This window comes from Enterococcus saccharolyticus subsp. saccharolyticus (assembly GCF_029023825.1).
Lineage (GTDB): Bacteria > Bacillota > Bacilli > Lactobacillales > Enterococcaceae > Enterococcus_F > Enterococcus_F saccharolyticus.
Genome location: NZ_CP118957.1, coordinates 577,501 through 593,673 on the forward strand (window position 1 = coordinate 577,501; position 16,173 = coordinate 593,673).

Genomic DNA, 16,173 nt, shown 5'->3' on the forward strand with positions numbered 1-16,173 from the left:
CAACGGAACATCCTATTTATCAACAACTAGATCCAAATAATTTGGCTAAAAATGTATTGATTACACAAATTGTATAGCCGATTAAAATCATTCTACTATCTATTCCACCGCAAACATATCAACAAATTTATCAAGAATTACAAACAGATAGAACGTTATCTTTAATTACGCATATGCATGAAGGAAATTTGGATATTACTGCACAAGGAATTAATAAATTTACTACCTTACAAACTCATTTTTCCCAGATTGAATATAGTGCATTTGGCAATGATAGCAATGATGTAGAGTTACTAGTAAATGCGAAACAAAGCTATTTTATTGGCTCTAAACAAATGGCTCATCAGTTACACATTACAGAAAGTCAAATTCTACCAAAGGATAGTCAACAAATTGCGACGGCGATTGAAAAACTTTGCTAATAGCCTGTTTTTTGCGAGTATTTTCTTTAAAAATATTGACAAGTTTTGTTATTTTAGGTATGCTAGTATTTGTGTTAAATGATATGCCGCCTTAGCTCAGTTGGTAGAGCACCACCATGGTAAGGTGGGGGTCGCCGGTTCAAGCCCGGCAGGTGGCTCTTTAAGAACCTTGATTCGTCAAGGTTCTTTTTTTGTAAAATTTTTATGGTCTTGACCTAGGTCAAGGAATGATAGTTGAAAATTCCTTATGATAAGTGTATCAAAACAAAAGGAGTGTTCAACATGTCAGAATATACAAAAATATATGAAACAAGCGCGATTAACACAGGAGGACGTGACGGTGTGAGTTATTTATCGGATGGTTCGTATGAAGTGAAAATTGCCACGCCTAAAAAGTTGGGCGGAACTGGTAACGGTCAAAATCCAGAACAACTATTTGCATTAGGCTATGCGGCTTGCTTTCATGGTGCATTAGAGTTGGTTAAAGGTCAACATAAAGTAAAAAATAATTCTCAAGTATCCCAGGTTGTTTCTTTATGGAAGAAACCAGACGCAGCAGATTTTAAATTAGAAGTGGCGATTGAAGTTGGTATTCAAGATGTTTCTTTAGAAGAAACACAAAAATTTGCCGAAGCAGCACATGCGATTTGTCCATATTCAAAAGCACTTGAAGGAAATATTACGATTTTTGTTCGTGCAACAGACTATGATGCAAGCAAAGAAAAATAAATCATTCGTACCGTTTAAAGTGTATTGCATTTTAGACGGTTTGTTTTTTATAATAGAAGAAAAGTCAGAGAAGTAGGTAGTGAAATGAGCAGAGAAATTGATTTTACAAAATACGATCATTGTATTAGCACCATGCCTTTATTTCAGAATTTAGTCGTGCATCAAATTGAAGTCATTCAGCATCGAATCACTGAAAAGCAATTTTTAGCAGATGCATTTTTATATCAAGCAGGAGAAACGTCTGAAGCGTTGTATTTAATTCAAGAAGGACAAGTAAAAATTTATCGTGTTTCTGCTTCAGGCAAAGAACAAGTGATTCGTGTATTAGAGCAAGGCGATTTTGTAGGAGAAATGTCTTTATTCAATGACCGCGTCTATGATAATTATGTTCAAGCAATCACCACAACCAAAGTTTGTGTCATTCATCGACAGGATTTTAAAGAAGTATTGTTGGCTAATCCACAGATTGCTTGGGAAATTTTAGCAGAACTATCAAATCGTTTAACTGATTCTGAACAACAAACGACGCTCATTACGACAACTAGTGTGGTGGCACGTCTCAGTAATTATCTTCTAGCAGCTTATCGAAAGCAACAGACACCACGACTCCAGTTAGAAGCAACGAAAAAGAATATTGCATCCTATTTAGGAATGTCCGCAGAATCGTTTAGTCGCGGGTTAACCAAACTGACAAAACAACAAATTGTTTCCCAATCTGCTCCCAATATCATTGAACTGTTAGATAAACATGCCTTAGAAAAAATAGCAAACGAATAACTCGTTGTGATTTCTTAAATGAAATGGCAACGAGTTTTTCTCATTTGTGGAAGGATTTCGATATTTTTCTGTGTATCTATCAGTGAGGAGGGGAAAAAGTGAAAGATGAAGAGATTTTAATGGCTTTATTGGCAAAGGATGAAGTGGTATTTGATTCCGTCATCAAGCAATATAGCAAGTTACTTTGGGCAGTCGCCTATTCCATTTTAGGTAAAAATTATCCCTCGCATGATGTGCAAGAATTAGTGAGTGATGTGTTTATGCGTTTGTGGAGATCACCTGAAAAGTATGAACCTAGCCGTGGTTCCTTAAAAAACTATTTGGCGTTAATTACCAGAAGTTCAGCTTTAAACAAATTACGTAGAAAAGCAATATTTGAGTATGAAGAAGTGTGTTTAGAAGAAGAATTACAAACGCCAGTGCAACATCCAGAAATTTGGACAGCATTTTTAGTAAGTATTCAAGAATTAAAAGAGCCGACCAAAGAAATTTGTATTCAACGATTTGTGTATGAACAAAAGCCTGAGACGATTAGCCGCCTGACAGGATTAAGCAAAAGTGAAGTGAATAATCGTTTATACAAAGGGAAACGCAAGCTACGTCAATTAATGGCCAAGCAACTGATGAAAGGAGAGTTCTGATGAAACCTAATTATCCCAAAACCAATCTAACTGAATTGACTGATGAACAATTGGATGTATTGTTAAGAGAAAATGGGCAACCTTTTTCGGAGATACATCAACAGGCGATTCAAAAAAAACTTAAGAAAAAAAGAAAAGGAATGAAACGTTCCACAAAGATTATACTTGGGGTTGCTGCAACAATGTTTTTATTACCGACTAGTGTGTACGCAGCAAATAAAGTGTGGTCGATTCTGATGCAACAAGACAATTTTTTGACGACAGTGAAGATTCAAAAAGAAAATGCCAATCAACACCCTTGTAAATTGAACTTCACGTATGTGCCTAGCGGGTTAGTTCCTCATTCTGGTGGAATGAAATATTGGCATGAAGCAACACAAAGTGACGGTTTTTCAAGTATGCTTTTACGACCAAAAGATATAGAAGAATACAACATTCCATTTTCAACGGGTGTCGAAGAAACAGAAATTAATGGCAACAAAACTTTTTTCGTCAAACGTTCAATTGTAGGCACCGATTTTGATACGGTTGCTTTTATGATATGTGAAGCTGAAAATCTAGTCGTACAAGTTTATTTGGCTAATAGCCTCAGTCAAAAGGAACAAGAAAAAATTCTGGCAGGTATTCAATTAGAAGGAACGACTGAGGAGCAATCAATGATTGTACCTGATGTGCAAGAGGACGGAGGAGTGCCGATTCATATTGAGGGATTGCGTCAAAACAGTAAAAATATTTACCAACTCAATGAACCTATTCGACTCACTCATTCAGCGAGTGAGATAGATCTAGAAATCCAGGTACAGCACTATTCAGAACGGACAACTTTACCTGATTTTTCTAAAACGCCGTCTTCGTATCATTTGCCTGATAATTATTCGTTAATTCTTACACCTGAAGGAAGCTTGCTCCCGTATACGGCAAAGATTTATCAAGCAGGTGATGGCGTCCGTTCGTTGGATGAGCAAATAAAGGAAAAGACGGTGCAACCACTCTATAAAGAAATGACCTTTACGATTCGAAATCTTTCAACACAAACGTTGAAAGATTTCTATTTTTCAACAACTTGGGAACAATTACAGTTGAAAAAATCGCGGTATCAACCAAAACAAGCCAACACATTTACAGAACCTTTTCTACCTCTAAATGAACCAGTGTATATTGAAGGGGCACAAAATGGACATGATTTTTATCATTTAGAAGATATAGCACCAAACGAAACGAGGGTCATTCGTATTGGGTATTTGGATGTCTTTCCTGAAGCGGATGACGAATTTATTCAAATCAACAGTGATGGAACGTATGTAGAAGATTTCAATACATCAACTATTCAATGGATTCAACTTCCAAAAAACAAGTAAATATTGTTAAAATACACGCGTGTATATTGACAAATAGAAAGCAAACAAGGCATACTATCGGGTAAGAACACGTAATGATAAACAACTTTAAAGGACTGATGAAAATCAAAAAGAAACAACTTTATTTCACAGTTCTCTCAGTTGGTGTATTGGTTGGAGCGGGAACAATGTGGTTCACTCATCATTTTCGTCAAGATTCAACGATGATGCAAACATATTCTGAAATCATCCATCCAACATCAGGAGATTCTTTAAATTTGATTGATGTACCGTTAGAAAGTCAGTTGAAGAATGATCCATTAGAAAATGGCTGTGAAATTACGAGTTTGTCGATGTTGCTACGTTATTATGGTTTTGATACGACAAAAAATCAGTTAGCGAAAAAGCTAGACTATGTGCCTTTAATCTCTGCAGATGGATTTTATGGAAATCCCCATAAAGGGTTCGTCGGAAATATTGAAGAAGGATATGAATCCATGGGGGTAGGTGTCGAGCCGTTAGCGAAAGTAGCGAAAGAAATTACAGGGAGTAACTATCAGGTAAAAGTAAGCACAAAGAAAGATTTTTCTGAAATCGAAGAACAAGTGCGTGCTGGGGTGCCTGTTTTGGTGATTACAACAGTCGATTTTGAAGTACCCACTGAAGATGATCTATGGGATTGGGAGACAGAAGATGGAATGATTACTGTTAGTCCATTGTGTCATGCTGTCGTTATTACAGGGATTGAAGGGGACACCGTGTATGTGAACGATCCGTATGGTTATCGTCATCGTGAAGTAGATCGGGATAATTTTCAATCTATTTATGAAAAAATGGGGAAACAATCGCTGTATCTTGAATAAAAGGGGGCGTGACATAAGTTAGTTAGTTACGTCCTCGATAAAAAAAATGCACGCGAAAATATTTTTATTTTCGCGTGCATTTTTTTTAGTATAATTGGTTGGTTTAATTACTTATTTTTGCCAGTTTCATCATATTGATTGCCGTAATCAGTAACCCTGATTGCTTTCTTACATTATCTAACCCTCGAACTGTGAATCGAGTGAAGCCTAAACAAGCCTTCATAAATCCGAAGACTGTTTCTACATCGATCTTCCTGCGACTATAAACCTTTCCGGTTTCAGGGGTAGAAAGAAGCTCATTTTGTTTGGCTTTATGATATTCCCAAGCAAGGTTTATAGTAATTTTTCTAATATACCCCTTCGGTGTTAAAGCTGCGGGAATCACTTCTTGATTTAGATCGATTTTTTCTGCTTGATATTCTTTAAAATCTCGAATAAATCCATCTTTATCGGTTCTTTTGCGATAGACATGAAAATTAAATCGTACACCTTTAGGATCGATATAATAATCTTCCTGTTCACTGTAAGTCCAGTTCATTATTTTTTGCTCATCGGTTTTCCACTTTTTACTTTTCTCTTTTAAAAAAGTTCCGTAGGGAATAAGCGCGGTATGTTGAGGGAGTTCATCTTCTAGATATCGATAATTACTTTCAGAGCCATACCCTGCGTCTGCGACAATATATCGATGTGATTGGTTAGTCACATTCATTTTTTCAAGTAATGGTTGTAAGGTTCTAGTGTCAGTTGGGTTTTGAAAAATATCATATCCTAAAACAAATTGATTACAAGTAGCGATTTGTAAATTGTAGGCTGGTTTTAATTGACCATTCATCATATGATTTTCTTTCACGCGCATGAAAGTAGCGTCATGATCGGTCTTTGAGTAACTATTTCTGGCACCATAAATAGAAAACTGATCTTGGTGTTCAATCAGCTTCTCTCGTTTTTCAGTTAATTTGCGTACTTGACTTTTTAGCTTTCTGCGCTGTTTTTTTGCGGGATTAGGTGAAATTCGTTTCGTTGACTGGATTTCTTTTTCAATTTCTTCCAATTTCAGTTCCATTCGTGTCAACAGCTCATCTACCATGTCTAGTGTAAGGAAAGTCCCTTCGGGAATCTCTTTTACTGCATACGCTTCTTTTAATTCCGTCATCAATAAAAGGAGTTTTTCACAATTCATCTGATCAAAACGAATCGTGTTTTTCTTCCAGACAAAGCTATATTTATTGGCATCGGCTAGAATTTTCGTGCCATCGATAAACAACGCATCATCAATCAGATTGCGCGCGCGAAGATACTCGGTCAGATGTGTTAAGCCTTTATTCGTCAGTTCCTGCACATCATTGGACACGCAGAAACGGGCAATCGTTCGATAAGAAGGGACACGTTCTTGGGTCAACCAACGGGCATATAAATTTTCTTCAGCCAAGCGCTCAATCTTGCGACTGGTGAAGGTTTCTCTCGTATAGGCAAACAGAACCAGCTTCATCATCGCACCTAGGTCATATTCTCTAGGGCGTCCAAAAAGATACGGCTCATTGATTTGAAGAGATTCAACTAATTCGTTAATGAAAACAGCGACATGATTTTCTTTGGGAGAAAATGAAGTTGATAAGTCCAAAGTGAGTTGATCCATGTTATAATAGGTATGCATATTTTTAGTCCTTTCAGGATTAAATGTTTGAAGCACAGGGGGCATCCTGTGCTTCTTTTATTTATGTGTATTGAAAACCCCTGGCTAAGCCGGGGGTTCCAAAGAGCTTCCAGCGAGGTATTAAAAAAGCCTCCCAAAAATGATAAGATGAAATTGGTTTCCCGACCACCACATCCATCAATTTAGGAGGTGCCTATTATGAAAAAGGCTAATGAAAGTTTATCACACACGACATGGAAATGTAAGTACCACATTGTTTTTGCACCAAAATATAGACGACAAGTGATTTATGGAAAGTATAAGAAAAGTATAGGTGAGATCATCCGAACATTATGTGAAAGAAAAGGAGTGGAGATCATCGAAGCAAATGCGTGCAAAGATCATATCCACTTACTCGTAAGTATCCCACCAAAATATAGTGTATCAGGTTTTGTAGGCTATTTAAAAGGCAAGAGTAGCTTAATGATTTTTGACAGACATGCGAATTTGAAGTATCGGTATGGGAACCGAAAATTTTGGTGTAGAGGGTATTACGTGGATACAGTAGGAAGAAATAAGAAGCAGATCGAAGAATACATTCGGAATCAAGTACAAGAAGATTATGTAGCAGATCAGCTAACATTGTTTGAAGAGTATGATCCGTTTACAGGACAAAAAAACAAGAAGAAGTGAAAGAGATTCTTTAAGGATCAGTGAGTAAAAGTGGTGCAAGTGGGAAACCGTTCAGGAAGCCTTTTAGGCTATGGCCGGTAAAAGAGGCTTTCAGCCGAAGAACAAACCTCCAGTTCACACTGGAGGTTTTGATTTTAACTAAAAAAGCGCATGAAATGAACGGTTTTTCGTCATTTCATGCACTTTTTTGTTAGGGACTTATGTCACGGCCTCTTTGTTTACAATAATCTTAATGTAGGGATGTCTACTTGGACACGTTCATTGGCACGTTTTAAACGTTGTGAATGTGAGAATATTCCGGCATTTTGACACAAAGAAGGAATTGTGCGAAGGGCATCGCCATCTTGTAACAGTAAGCCATAGTCTTCTTCACGGTAAAAATTATAGACAACTGCTGAGGTTTGGTGTTGAATATGTAAATCTCTGGCTGTTTGTTGGTCTTGCCAAAATTTTTCTTTAACAAGTGTCGATTGACGATCTTCACGAAACATGTCAATATCGCCACCAGTTTCTGCAAAAAGAGTTTCTGCTAGTTGTTGCGAATAAGGTTTTTTGTGACAGATAATAGCCGTTTGCAGTTTAAGTAAAAAATTGCGTGCATATTTTTTTCCTTGTTGTTGTGCTGCTTTGTAATCAAGTGCTGCTGAATATGAATGGTTCAAAAAAGTATTTCTAGAGTCTAAATCTTTTTTGTCCCAACCATACGTGCACATCACAGATGCTGTCGTGGTCATATTAACAAAAGGCAAGATTTGTAAGTTGATTTTCCCAGAACTTTCGTTAATAAAATCGATTAATCTGGTTTCTTCTTCTAAGCAAAGTGAACCAAACGGGTGAATAAACAAATAGATCTCGATCACTAGGTGTTCCTCCAAATACATTACTTTTTAATTTAAATCATCTATACTTTAACAGAAAATACAGAAAAGGGAAAATGAAAACCTTTTTATATTGTCTTAATTGCACGCATAATTTTGTTTTCTGCTGGACGATAAGAAAGATTATGCGCTTCTAGGTAAGTATCGAATGCTTGTTTTCCGATTTCAGCGTCAGAAACTTCCAACTCTAGTTCATAGTCATGTTGATTGTTATACCAACTTTCATCAAGTGCTAATAGCCCTTCTGGAATAGTGAATTCTGCACGTTTGGTCGTTAAAGAAGCAATAACAGTCAATTGGTCAATAGCAATCGTTAATTGTTTTAATTCTTTTGCAACTGCACCAGTTGTGGGGATTTTTTTTTCTTTTATTAATTGTTGGATTTCTGTTAGCGTAAACGAATCAGTTGTTTCTAATAAACCGACTTTTTGTGGTGTTTTTAAGGTGATTTCGCCTTTGTCTGCGTATTGACGGATTCTTAACCCACAGTGTTTTTGTCGCAAATCTCCTTGAGGTGTGTCAAAATAAACATTGGTTTGTGTGTGAAAATCCTGTTTTGTTAAATGATAAAAATGGCAAAGTGAGTGGTACTCTCTTTCGGTTAGTAACGTTTTAAATTCAATTTCAAGTTGTTTCATCTTTGTCAGCTCCTTGTCTTCTTTTTACCTTAGATAGCGAAGTTCGTCAACTTTTTGCACAAAACTGAAGAGGAACACTAAAGGTTTTTCATCACTTATGATAAAATAGTAGATGTATGTTAGCTGAGAAATGAGGGAATGTGTATGGAAAAGGAATGGGATAGTTTTTTAGCCCCTTATGAGCAAACAGTTGCAGAATTGAAGGTCAAACTTCGCGGGATTCGCAAACAATTTCGTGAAAAAAATCAACACGTTCCGATTGAATTTGTTACCGGACGTGTCAAACCTGTCGAAAGTATTCTAGCAAAATGTGAGTTGCGCAATATTCCAGTCAATCGAATCGAAGCAGAAATGTCGGATATTGCTGGATTACGAATTATGTGTCAATTTGTTGAAGATATCCATGAGGTCGTGAAATTATTACGTAGTCGGAAAGATATAAAAGTTATTATCGAGCGTGATTATGTTACCAATCATAAAGCCAGTGGGTATCGTTCGTACCATTTAGTCATTGAATATCCTGTGCAATTAGTAGAAGGAGAAAAGAAAATCCTAGCGGAAATTCAAATTCGTACCTTAGCAATGAACTTTTGGGCAACAATTGAACACTCATTAAATTATAAATACCAAGGAGATTTTCCTAAAGAAATTGGTGAACGTTTAAAACGTGCGGCAGAAGCAGCCTATCAATTAGATGGGGAAATGTCGAGTATCCGAGAAGAGATTCAAGAAGCACAGCATTTGTTTTCTCATGGCAAAGGCAGTGCGGGCGATAGTCGTTACCTGCAGATTGCGGAATGGAAGGAAGAATCTTTATGAGACAATTGAAAGTGGCTGTCATTCACAGTCACGTCGAAAAATCCTTAAAAGCCGCGGATACATTGTATAAACTTTTGACTGCAAGAGGACATGAAATTAATCGTGAACAACCAGATATTGTGATTTCAGTAGGTGGCGATGGGACATTGTTATCCGCATTCCATCTCTATAATCACAAATTAGACAAGGTTCGCTTTTTAGGGGTGCATACCGGACACTTAGGTTTTTATACGGATTGGCGTGACTATGAATTAGAAGAATTAGTAGAAACTCTTTGTACCAACCAAGAAAAAAGTGTCAGTTATCCACTATTAGACGTGCGCATTAAATACCGCAATGGCAAACCAGATAAACATTTTTTAGCGTTAAATGAATCGACGATTAAACGTGGCAATCGGACAATGGTGGCTGATATTTATATCAAAGATGAATTGTTTGAGCGTTTTCGTGGTGATGGATTATCTGTTTCGACACCAACAGGCTCGACTGCTTACAACAAAAGTGTCGGTGGTGCTGTATTGCATCCAAGTATTAATGCCTTTCAATTAGCTGAAATTGCTTCATTAAATAATCGGGTGTTTCGCACATTGGGTTCACCGATTGTGGTTGCCCAACAAGAATGGGTAGAGATTAAGTTACAAGATAGTACAGATTATCTTGTAACGATTGATCAGTTTAATATTCAACAAGATCATATTGATTCGGTACATTACCGAATCGCTGACGAACGAATTCATTTTGCATCGTATCGTCACATGCATTTTTGGCATCGAGTGCGTGATGCCTTTATTGGAGATTTGTAAACTATATGGAATTTATTTATGAGTATCAAAAAGAACACCCGCAGCAAGTCAAAGCTTTTTTAAAAGAGCAAGGGATTTCAAAAGGGTTATTAGCGAAAATTAAGTTTCAAGGTGGCAAAATTTTTGTGAACGATGTGATTCACAATGTATTGTATCAACTGCAAGCAGGGGATCAAGTCCGAATTGTTATTCCAGATGAAGGCGAGCATGAGACTGTCTTATTGGATGAAACACCAATTGATATTGTTTTTGAAGATGAGCATATCTTGGTGGTGAATAAACCAGCCGGTGTTTCTTCGATTCCTGCACAGTATCATCCGAATCAGACAATGGCCAATCGTGTGAAAGCCCATTACAAGCGTCAAGGTTATGTCAATCAAGTCGTTCATGTGGTTACGCGTTTGGATCGGGATACTTCTGGGTTGATGTTGTTTGCGAAACATGGATTTGCTCATGCTAAATTAGATGTCCAGTTACGTGAAAAAAACTTTATTAAAAAATACCAAGCACTACTTTCAGGAGATGTGTCTTCTTTACAAGCACATGCCCAGATTGAATTGCCTATCGGACGTGATTATACGTCATTGATTAAGCGGATGGTGTCAGATGCAGGACAATATGCGCATACGGAGTATTGGTTAGAAAAACGAAGTGATGAGTTCGCTTTAGTAGATATTCAACTGCATACTGGACGAACCCATCAGATTCGTGTGCATTTTTCTGCGATTGGTTGTCCACTGATTGGCGATGATATGTACGATGGAACGATGAATTTGCCACTAACTCGTCAAGCGCTGCATTGCTATGAATTGCATTTTACGCATCCTTTTACAGGAGAAGCGTTACATTTTCATTGCCCCCTACCAACGGATATGGCAGAAATTAAACAAACAATTGAAACGAGGTGAAGAGATTGGATGAAACAAAAGAATTAGAAGAACGTTTTGCTCAATTGCGGAAAGATTTGGATGAAGGGAATCTGCATGAATTCAGAGATGAATTTTTGGAGATGCATATTTATGAACAGGGACAGTTTTATCAGTCCTTAAAAGACGATCAACGACTTTTGGTTTATTCTTATCTTTCACCAAAAGAATTGGCGGACATGTTTGACGTGATTGAAGAAGATAATGAATACATGAAAGATTATCTAGCGGAAATGCGTCCAAGTTATGCTGCCGAGATGTTATCTGAAATGTACACGGATAATGCCGTCGATTTATTAAATACATTAAGCAAAAAGCAAATTGCCAAATATTTAAGTTTAATGGATGCGGAAGATGCCGCCGAAATTAAAGAATTGTTGCACTATGAAGATGAAACAGCCGGTTCAATTATGACGACGGAATATGTCTCCATCGTTGCAAATCAAACGGTGCGTTCAGCGATGTACGTCTTAAAAAATGAAGCCAAAGCTGCCGAAACGATTTACTACATTTACGTGGTTGACCAAGAAGGCCGTTTAGTTGGGGTTATTTCTCTAAGAGATTTAATTGTTAGTGATGATGATGCCATGATTTCTGATATCATGAGCGAACGTGTCATATCTGTCCACGTAGGCGATGACCAAGAAGATGTGGCGCAAACGTTCCGTGACTATGATTTCTTAGCATTACCTGTTACCGATTATGATGACCATCTATTAGGGATTGTGACTGTCGATGACATCATCGACGTTATCGATGAAGAAGCTGCCAGTGACTATTCTGGTTTGGCAGGGGTTAACGTGGAAGAAATCAGCGAAAACCCAATTAAAGCAGCCGGCAAACGACTTCCATGGTTAATTACCTTACTCTTTTTAGGAATGGCTACTGCCAGTTTAATTAGTCATTATGAAGTGTTAGTTAGCGAAGCGAGTATTTTAGCGGTCTTTATTTCATTAATTACCGGAACTGCCGGTAATGCTGGGACGCAATCATTAGCCGTAGCAGTACGCCGTTTAGCGATGAATGATGACAAAAGCAATACATTTTTTGCGACCGTGATTGGTGAGGTCTTAACCGGAGTTGTGACGGGCGCCATTACGGGTTTAACTATTTTTGCGATTGTAGCTGTTTGGAAGGGCAATCCGATTTTAGGTTTTGTCATTGGAATGGCGATGATGTGTGCTATTACGGTTGCCAATTTAGCCGGTAGTTTGATTCCGATGTTAATGGATAAATTAGGATTTGATCCGGCGGTTGCTAGTGGACCGTTTATTACAACTTTAAGTGATTTAACCAGTGTGTTGATTTATTTTAATATTGCAAGTATGTTTATGAATTATTTTATTGGAAATTAAAAGAGACTGTGGCGTATGTCACAGTCCCTCATTTTTTAACTTAATGAAAAAGGATAATCTTCTTGTTGATACGTTTTAGCATTTGGAACAATCCCTAATTGGTTAAAGATAGTTCCACCAGTCATTAAATCCTCATGGCGATAGAATAATTTCGTATATTCTTGCTCGTTACGCATCACGCGATGTAAAAATTGTTGCTGCGGATAATTGGGACTACTTTCAATCGTCAAGGTATGACCATTTGATAAATGAAGGGTCGCTTTATCAAAGAGTGGCATCCCTAGGACGTATTCACCCGAACCTGGGGTAACCGGATAAAACCCTAGGCTGTTGAAGATATACCAACCAGACATACTACCATTATCTTCATCTCCCGGATAACCATCTGTTCCTGAATGGAAGGTTTGTGTGAGTAATTGTTTGATTAATGGTTGTGCCATTTCTGGTTTGCCAATATAACTAAATAAGAATGGATAATGGAAACTTGGTTGATTGGAAATAGCTAATTGTCCAAATTCAATCGCCGCCATTTCGCTCATTTCATGAATTTCAAACCCATACCCTTCGACATTAAACGTAGGTGCTTGGTTACATAGTTCAATTAATTTTTCTTCAAAGACTTTTGCTCCGCCGTGTTGTTGAATCAATCCGGCAAAATCTTGATAAACAGCAAAACTACTTTGCCAAGAACTTCCCTCGGCATAATCTTTCCCCCAACGAATCGATAGAAAATCTTCACGAAAGACACCTTGCGTATCTTTTGCACGCATAAATCCAGTGATAGGATCGAAAATATTTTGATAATTACGTGCTTGTTGTTGATAATGGTTAATATCTTCAGTGGCACCAACTGTTTGTGCTACTTGGCTAATACAAAAGTCACTGTAGGCGTAATCCAGTGTATGATTGACGGACTCGTGATAACTACTTGGGACATAACCATAGTTCAAATAGTCAGTGGTTCCTTGTCTTCCGTAATTTGGATTGTCACTTTGAATCGTAGCCGCTTTTTTCATTGCTTCAAGTAACTCGGGCATTAGATCAGGACGCAGTTTTTTCACCGCAGCATCAGCAATCACGGCATCAATTAAAGTACCAGGCATTAAGCCACGTTCATCTGGTGAAAGCCATTTTGGTAAAAAGCCGGTTTCCTTGTAGCTAGTTAAAAATCCTTCCAGCATTTCTTCGTATTTTTCTTGCGCTATTAACGAATACAAGGGATAGACTGTTTTATACGTATCCCAAAACCCATTATTGGTGTAGAGAACTCCAGAACGTACCTGTTTATTCAATGTATCGTAGTGAATGGCTTGATTTTGCTCATCACGTTCGTAAAAAGTTTGAGGAAACAAGAATGTTCGATAAAAATTATGATAAAAAGTTGCCACTTGCTGGGCATCATGATGTTCAATTTCAATTCGTTGCAATAACTCTTGCCATAGCTGTTGACTTTGCAGCAGGTAATCATTTGGTTGTAAGTCTTTTTCACGTGACAAGTTTAAGTGTGCTTGTGTTTGGCTGATAAATGACGTACCAAAACGGACAATTTGTTGTTTTGCTGTAAATGAAAGCAAGAGTGTGCCATTTTTGCCGGTGGCTTGTTGCTGTCCAAGATTTAGCGGCATTCTCATGGACGACATTGGCATTAGTTTCAGGAGTAGCGACAAATCAGACAGAAAAATTAGCCAGCGCTGATGGACGTATCTTGGAAAATACACAAATTAAAGTAGAAATTGCTGAAAACGGTACTTTAGCAATTACAGACAAAACAACACAAGAGACCGTGACTGATTTATTAGTATTTGAAAATGTTGGCGATATTGCTAACGAATATATTTTCATGAAGCCAAAAAATGATCAAGCAATTTTATCAAACGATGTCGTAGCTGATTTGAAAGTTGTCGAAAATCATGCCGATAAAGCAGTTGTCAAAGTGACACATGTCCTAGAAATTCCTGTTTCTGCAGATGAGTTGTTGGATATTGAACAACAAATGGTCATTGGTTTTACTGGTCGTAAAGCAGGCCGTTCAAAAGAAACGGCACCGTTAACGATTGAAACATTTGTCACTGTTCATAAAGATAGTAAAAAAGTTGATTTTGAAACACGCCTAAACAATCAAATGAAAGACCATCGTTTACGTGTATTATTCCCAACTGCTTTACAAGTAGAGACGCATGAAGCAGATAGTATCTATGAAATCGTTGAACGTCCAAATCAAGTTTCACCAAGTTGGGAAAATCCAACGAACCCTCAGCATCAACATGCATTTGCTAATTTACATGATGCAACACGCGGAGTGACTGTTGGAAACTTTGGATTAAATGAATATGAGATTGTGGACGATACGATTGCGGTTACTTTATTACGTTGTGTTCGTGAACTAGGCGATTGGGGATATTTCCCAACACCAGAAGCACAATGTTTAGGAGAGCACACATTTAATTATAGTGTGGAACTTCATGGAACCCCTGAAACACGTTATGAAACATACAAACATGCGTACACGGCGCAAGTACCATTTACAGTGGCGTAAGTGGCTGTTCAATCAGGCGCGTATCCAGCAACGTATCATTATGTAAAAGTTGAAAGTGAGACATTTGTGCCGACTGCATTGAAACGTCGAAAAGCTGACCAAGCATTAATTTTACGTGGATATAATATGTCAGATGAAGTCAAAGCATTAACGATTGAAAAAGCAGAATCCACACCAGTGGTATTAAACTTGCTTGAAGAAGCAACTGAAGAAAATTATGTATCAGAAATTCAACCATACGAAATTCGTACGATTGGTTTGATGAACTAGAAAGAGGGGGTGTGACGTATTTACGTCACACCCTCTTAGACTGTAGACAAATAGGAACACTAGTATTGCATAAAATTCTTAACCTATTCCATGAAACGAAAAAATCCTTTATAATTGATCTTTGATGAGTCATCTAAGAACAACATAAAGAACCACAACAAGTTAAGAAAGGATAGTTGGTCTGAAAATTCAATTGTCGCATATAAAATAGCGATGTATGTAGGGAATATAGGGAATATGAGGAAGACTCTTTCAGACCAAGCGTATGGTAAGGGGAATGCTCCTCATTATCATACTTATAATAGAAAGCAATCTCATTTGTTTTTTATATCCTGAAAAGATAATACAATGATTGGTTAATGGAGGTCGTAATGAAAAAAATATCTATCATCTGAGATGAAACGAGATAACGAATATGAAGCCTTGTTAAATTATTTGCTTCAAAAATGTGATAGATTTGAAACAATCATTCGGACTGATATTATCTCTGATGAAACCACTGATGATAAATTGAACCAAGCACTGAATGAATTACAACCATTTCTTGTGAGCAAGATACAGGGAACAGAATGGCATGTGAATGAAATCAGTGAAGGTAGCGTTGAAATTTATACGTATCAGTTTAACCGCAAAACACTTTCTATTTTTCTATCTTATACAGATTGTTTTACCGATTGGCAAGCACCGAATTTTTTTGAAGATATTTCATTTTTTAGATTTAATAGCAATCAGTATATATTAAGTGTTATTGGTCATGAAAATCTCTTTTTCTGGCAAATTGATGACGCAGAATATCAAGATTTGCAAAAGTTAGGGATAGAACTTTGTTTAAATTGATAAAACCGGTTATACG

The 16,173-nt window shown here is 37.3% G+C and carries 16 protein-coding genes, 1 tRNA gene and 2 pseudogenes (1 of these 19 only partly in view); 15 read left to right on the plus strand and 4 right to left on the minus strand.

Going from position 1 to position 16,173, the window contains the following annotated elements:
* From PYW32_RS03020 to PYW32_RS03050, 7 genes and pseudogenes are all read left to right on the plus strand, one after another.
* A pseudogene (locus PYW32_RS03020) lies at nucleotides 1–422 on the plus strand (HAD-IIB family hydrolase) (it extends 331 nt beyond the left edge of the window).
* Between the two features lie 85 nt (nucleotides 423–507).
* Nucleotides 508–580, plus strand: a tRNA-Thr gene (locus tag PYW32_RS03025).
* 124 nt (nucleotides 581–704) lie between these two features.
* Nucleotides 705–1,151 carry an organic hydroperoxide resistance protein gene (locus tag PYW32_RS03030; protein ID WP_016175803.1) on the plus strand — a complete coding sequence of 149 codons (447 nt, stop codon included), beginning with the start codon at nucleotides 705–707 and terminating at the stop codon, nucleotides 1,149–1,151.
* An 84-nt stretch (nucleotides 1,152–1,235) separates the two neighbouring features.
* Nucleotides 1,236–1,928 carry a Crp/Fnr family transcriptional regulator gene (locus PYW32_RS03035; protein ID WP_016175802.1) on the plus strand — a complete coding sequence of 231 codons (693 nt, stop codon included), beginning with the start codon at nucleotides 1,236–1,238 and terminating at the stop codon, nucleotides 1,926–1,928.
* A 98-nt stretch (nucleotides 1,929–2,026) separates the two neighbouring features.
* Complete coding sequence (locus PYW32_RS03040; protein WP_016175801.1) at nucleotides 2,027–2,569, plus strand: RNA polymerase sigma factor; 543 nt, start codon at nucleotides 2,027–2,029, stop codon at nucleotides 2,567–2,569.
* A complete protein-coding gene (locus tag PYW32_RS03045) occupies nucleotides 2,569–3,927 on the plus strand; it encodes a hypothetical protein (protein ID WP_016175800.1) in 1,359 nt (452 codons plus the stop codon). The genes PYW32_RS03040 and PYW32_RS03045 overlap by 1 nt, the downstream gene beginning before the upstream one ends.
* Nucleotides 3,928–4,025: 98 nt before the next feature.
* A complete protein-coding gene (locus PYW32_RS03050; RefSeq protein ID WP_245558552.1) occupies nucleotides 4,026–4,769 on the plus strand; it encodes a C39 family peptidase in 744 nt (247 codons plus the stop codon).
* Nucleotides 4,770–4,872: 103 nt separating this feature from the next.
* Here PYW32_RS03050 and PYW32_RS03055 read toward each other — a convergent pair whose 3' ends face one another.
* Nucleotides 4,873–6,423 (minus strand): IS1182 family transposase, encoded by a 1,551-nt coding sequence (locus PYW32_RS03055; RefSeq protein ID WP_016252699.1) that lies wholly within the window; start codon nucleotides 6,421–6,423, stop codon nucleotides 4,873–4,875.
* A 198-nt stretch (nucleotides 6,424–6,621) separates the two neighbouring features.
* Between PYW32_RS03055 and tnpA the strand changes: the two genes are divergently transcribed.
* A complete protein-coding gene (tnpA, locus tag PYW32_RS03060; protein ID WP_016174131.1) occupies nucleotides 6,622–7,095 on the plus strand; it encodes an IS200/IS605 family transposase in 474 nt (157 codons plus the stop codon).
* A gap of 218 nt (nucleotides 7,096–7,313) precedes the next feature.
* Here the strand turns inward: tnpA and PYW32_RS03065 are convergent, their stop codons facing one another.
* Together PYW32_RS03065 and PYW32_RS03070 are read right to left on the minus strand one after the other, a co-directional pair.
* The gene (locus PYW32_RS03065) at nucleotides 7,314–7,955 is read right to left on the minus strand and encodes a DsbA family protein (protein WP_016175797.1); all 642 of its coding nucleotides are present in this window, start codon (nucleotides 7,953–7,955) and stop codon (nucleotides 7,314–7,316) included.
* An 86-nt stretch (nucleotides 7,956–8,041) separates the two neighbouring features.
* A complete protein-coding gene (locus PYW32_RS03070; protein ID WP_016175796.1) occupies nucleotides 8,042–8,611 on the minus strand; it encodes a CYTH domain-containing protein in 570 nt (189 codons plus the stop codon).
* A gap of 144 nt (nucleotides 8,612–8,755) precedes the next feature.
* Here PYW32_RS03070 and yjbM point away from each other — a divergent pair, with 144 nt between their 5' ends.
* From yjbM to mgtE, 4 genes are read left to right on the plus strand one after another with little or no spacing between them, the layout of a single operon-like run.
* Entirely contained in the window at nucleotides 8,756–9,430 is a 675-nt protein-coding gene (gene yjbM / locus PYW32_RS03075) for a GTP diphosphokinase (protein WP_016175795.1), read from the plus strand.
* Nucleotides 9,431–9,435: 5 nt separating this feature from the next.
* Nucleotides 9,436–10,233, plus strand: coding sequence for an NAD kinase (locus PYW32_RS03080; protein ID WP_211210805.1), 798 nt, complete (start codon nucleotides 9,436–9,438; stop codon nucleotides 10,231–10,233).
* A 5-nt stretch (nucleotides 10,234–10,238) separates the two neighbouring features.
* Nucleotides 10,239–11,141, plus strand: coding sequence for an RluA family pseudouridine synthase (locus PYW32_RS03085; protein WP_016175793.1), 903 nt, complete (start codon nucleotides 10,239–10,241; stop codon nucleotides 11,139–11,141).
* Nucleotides 11,142–11,146: 5 nt separating this feature from the next.
* Nucleotides 11,147–12,514 (plus strand): magnesium transporter, encoded by a 1,368-nt coding sequence (gene mgtE / locus PYW32_RS03090; RefSeq protein WP_016175792.1) that lies wholly within the window; start codon nucleotides 11,147–11,149, stop codon nucleotides 12,512–12,514.
* A gap of 35 nt (nucleotides 12,515–12,549) precedes the next feature.
* Here mgtE and PYW32_RS03095 read toward each other — a convergent pair.
* Nucleotides 12,550–14,136 (minus strand): annotated as a pseudogene (locus PYW32_RS03095) (GH92 family glycosyl hydrolase); the annotation flags it as partial.
* Here PYW32_RS03095 and PYW32_RS03100 point away from each other — a divergent pair.
* The 3 genes from PYW32_RS03100 (at nucleotide 14,079) to PYW32_RS03110 (ending at nucleotide 16,157) form a co-directional block, all read left to right on the plus strand.
* On the plus strand, nucleotides 14,079–15,050 hold the full coding sequence (locus tag PYW32_RS03100; protein ID WP_245558551.1) for a glycoside hydrolase family 38 C-terminal domain-containing protein: 972 nt from the start codon (nucleotides 14,079–14,081) through the stop codon (nucleotides 15,048–15,050). The pseudogene PYW32_RS03095 and the gene PYW32_RS03100 sit on opposite strands and share 58 nt — an antisense overlap.
* On the plus strand, nucleotides 15,051–15,320 hold the full coding sequence (locus tag PYW32_RS03105; protein ID WP_016175789.1) for a glycosyl hydrolase-related protein: 270 nt from the start codon (nucleotides 15,051–15,053) through the stop codon (nucleotides 15,318–15,320).
* Nucleotides 15,321–15,716: 396 nt separating this feature from the next.
* Nucleotides 15,717–16,157: a hypothetical protein gene (locus PYW32_RS03110; protein WP_016175788.1), complete on the plus strand. Its 441-nt coding sequence runs from the start codon at nucleotides 15,717–15,719 to the stop codon at nucleotides 16,155–16,157.
* The last annotated feature ends 16 nt before the right edge of the window (nucleotides 16,158–16,173 follow it).

Bases quoted from the DNA above. Each gene is read 5' to 3' on its own strand.
- PYW32_RS03030 (WP_016175803.1), top strand. From the start codon at position 705: ATGTCAGAATATACAAAAATATATGAAACAAGCGCGATTAACACAGGA.
- PYW32_RS03035 (WP_016175802.1), top strand. From the start codon at position 1,236: ATGAGCAGAGAAATTGATTTTACAAAATACGATCATTGTATTAGCACC.
- PYW32_RS03070 (WP_016175796.1), bottom strand. From the start codon at position 8,611: ATGAAACAACTTGAAATTGAATTTAAAACGTTACTAACCGAAAGAGAG.
- PYW32_RS03045 (WP_016175800.1), top strand. From the start codon at position 2,569: ATGAAACCTAATTATCCCAAAACCAATCTAACTGAATTGACTGATGAA.
- PYW32_RS03110 (WP_016175788.1), top strand. From the start codon at position 15,717: ATGAAACGAGATAACGAATATGAAGCCTTGTTAAATTATTTGCTTCAA.
- yjbM (WP_016175795.1), top strand. From the start codon at position 8,756: ATGGAAAAGGAATGGGATAGTTTTTTAGCCCCTTATGAGCAAACAGTT.
- PYW32_RS03055 (WP_016252699.1), bottom strand. From the start codon at position 6,423: ATGCATACCTATTATAACATGGATCAACTCACTTTGGACTTATCAACT.
- tnpA (WP_016174131.1), top strand. From the start codon at position 6,622: ATGAAAAAGGCTAATGAAAGTTTATCACACACGACATGGAAATGTAAG.
- PYW32_RS03050 (WP_245558552.1), top strand. From the start codon at position 4,026: ATGAAAATCAAAAAGAAACAACTTTATTTCACAGTTCTCTCAGTTGGT.
- PYW32_RS03100 (WP_245558551.1), top strand. From the start codon at position 14,079: ATGAAAGCAAGAGTGTGCCATTTTTGCCGGTGGCTTGTTGCTGTCCAA.
- PYW32_RS03085 (WP_016175793.1), top strand. From the start codon at position 10,239: ATGGAATTTATTTATGAGTATCAAAAAGAACACCCGCAGCAAGTCAAA.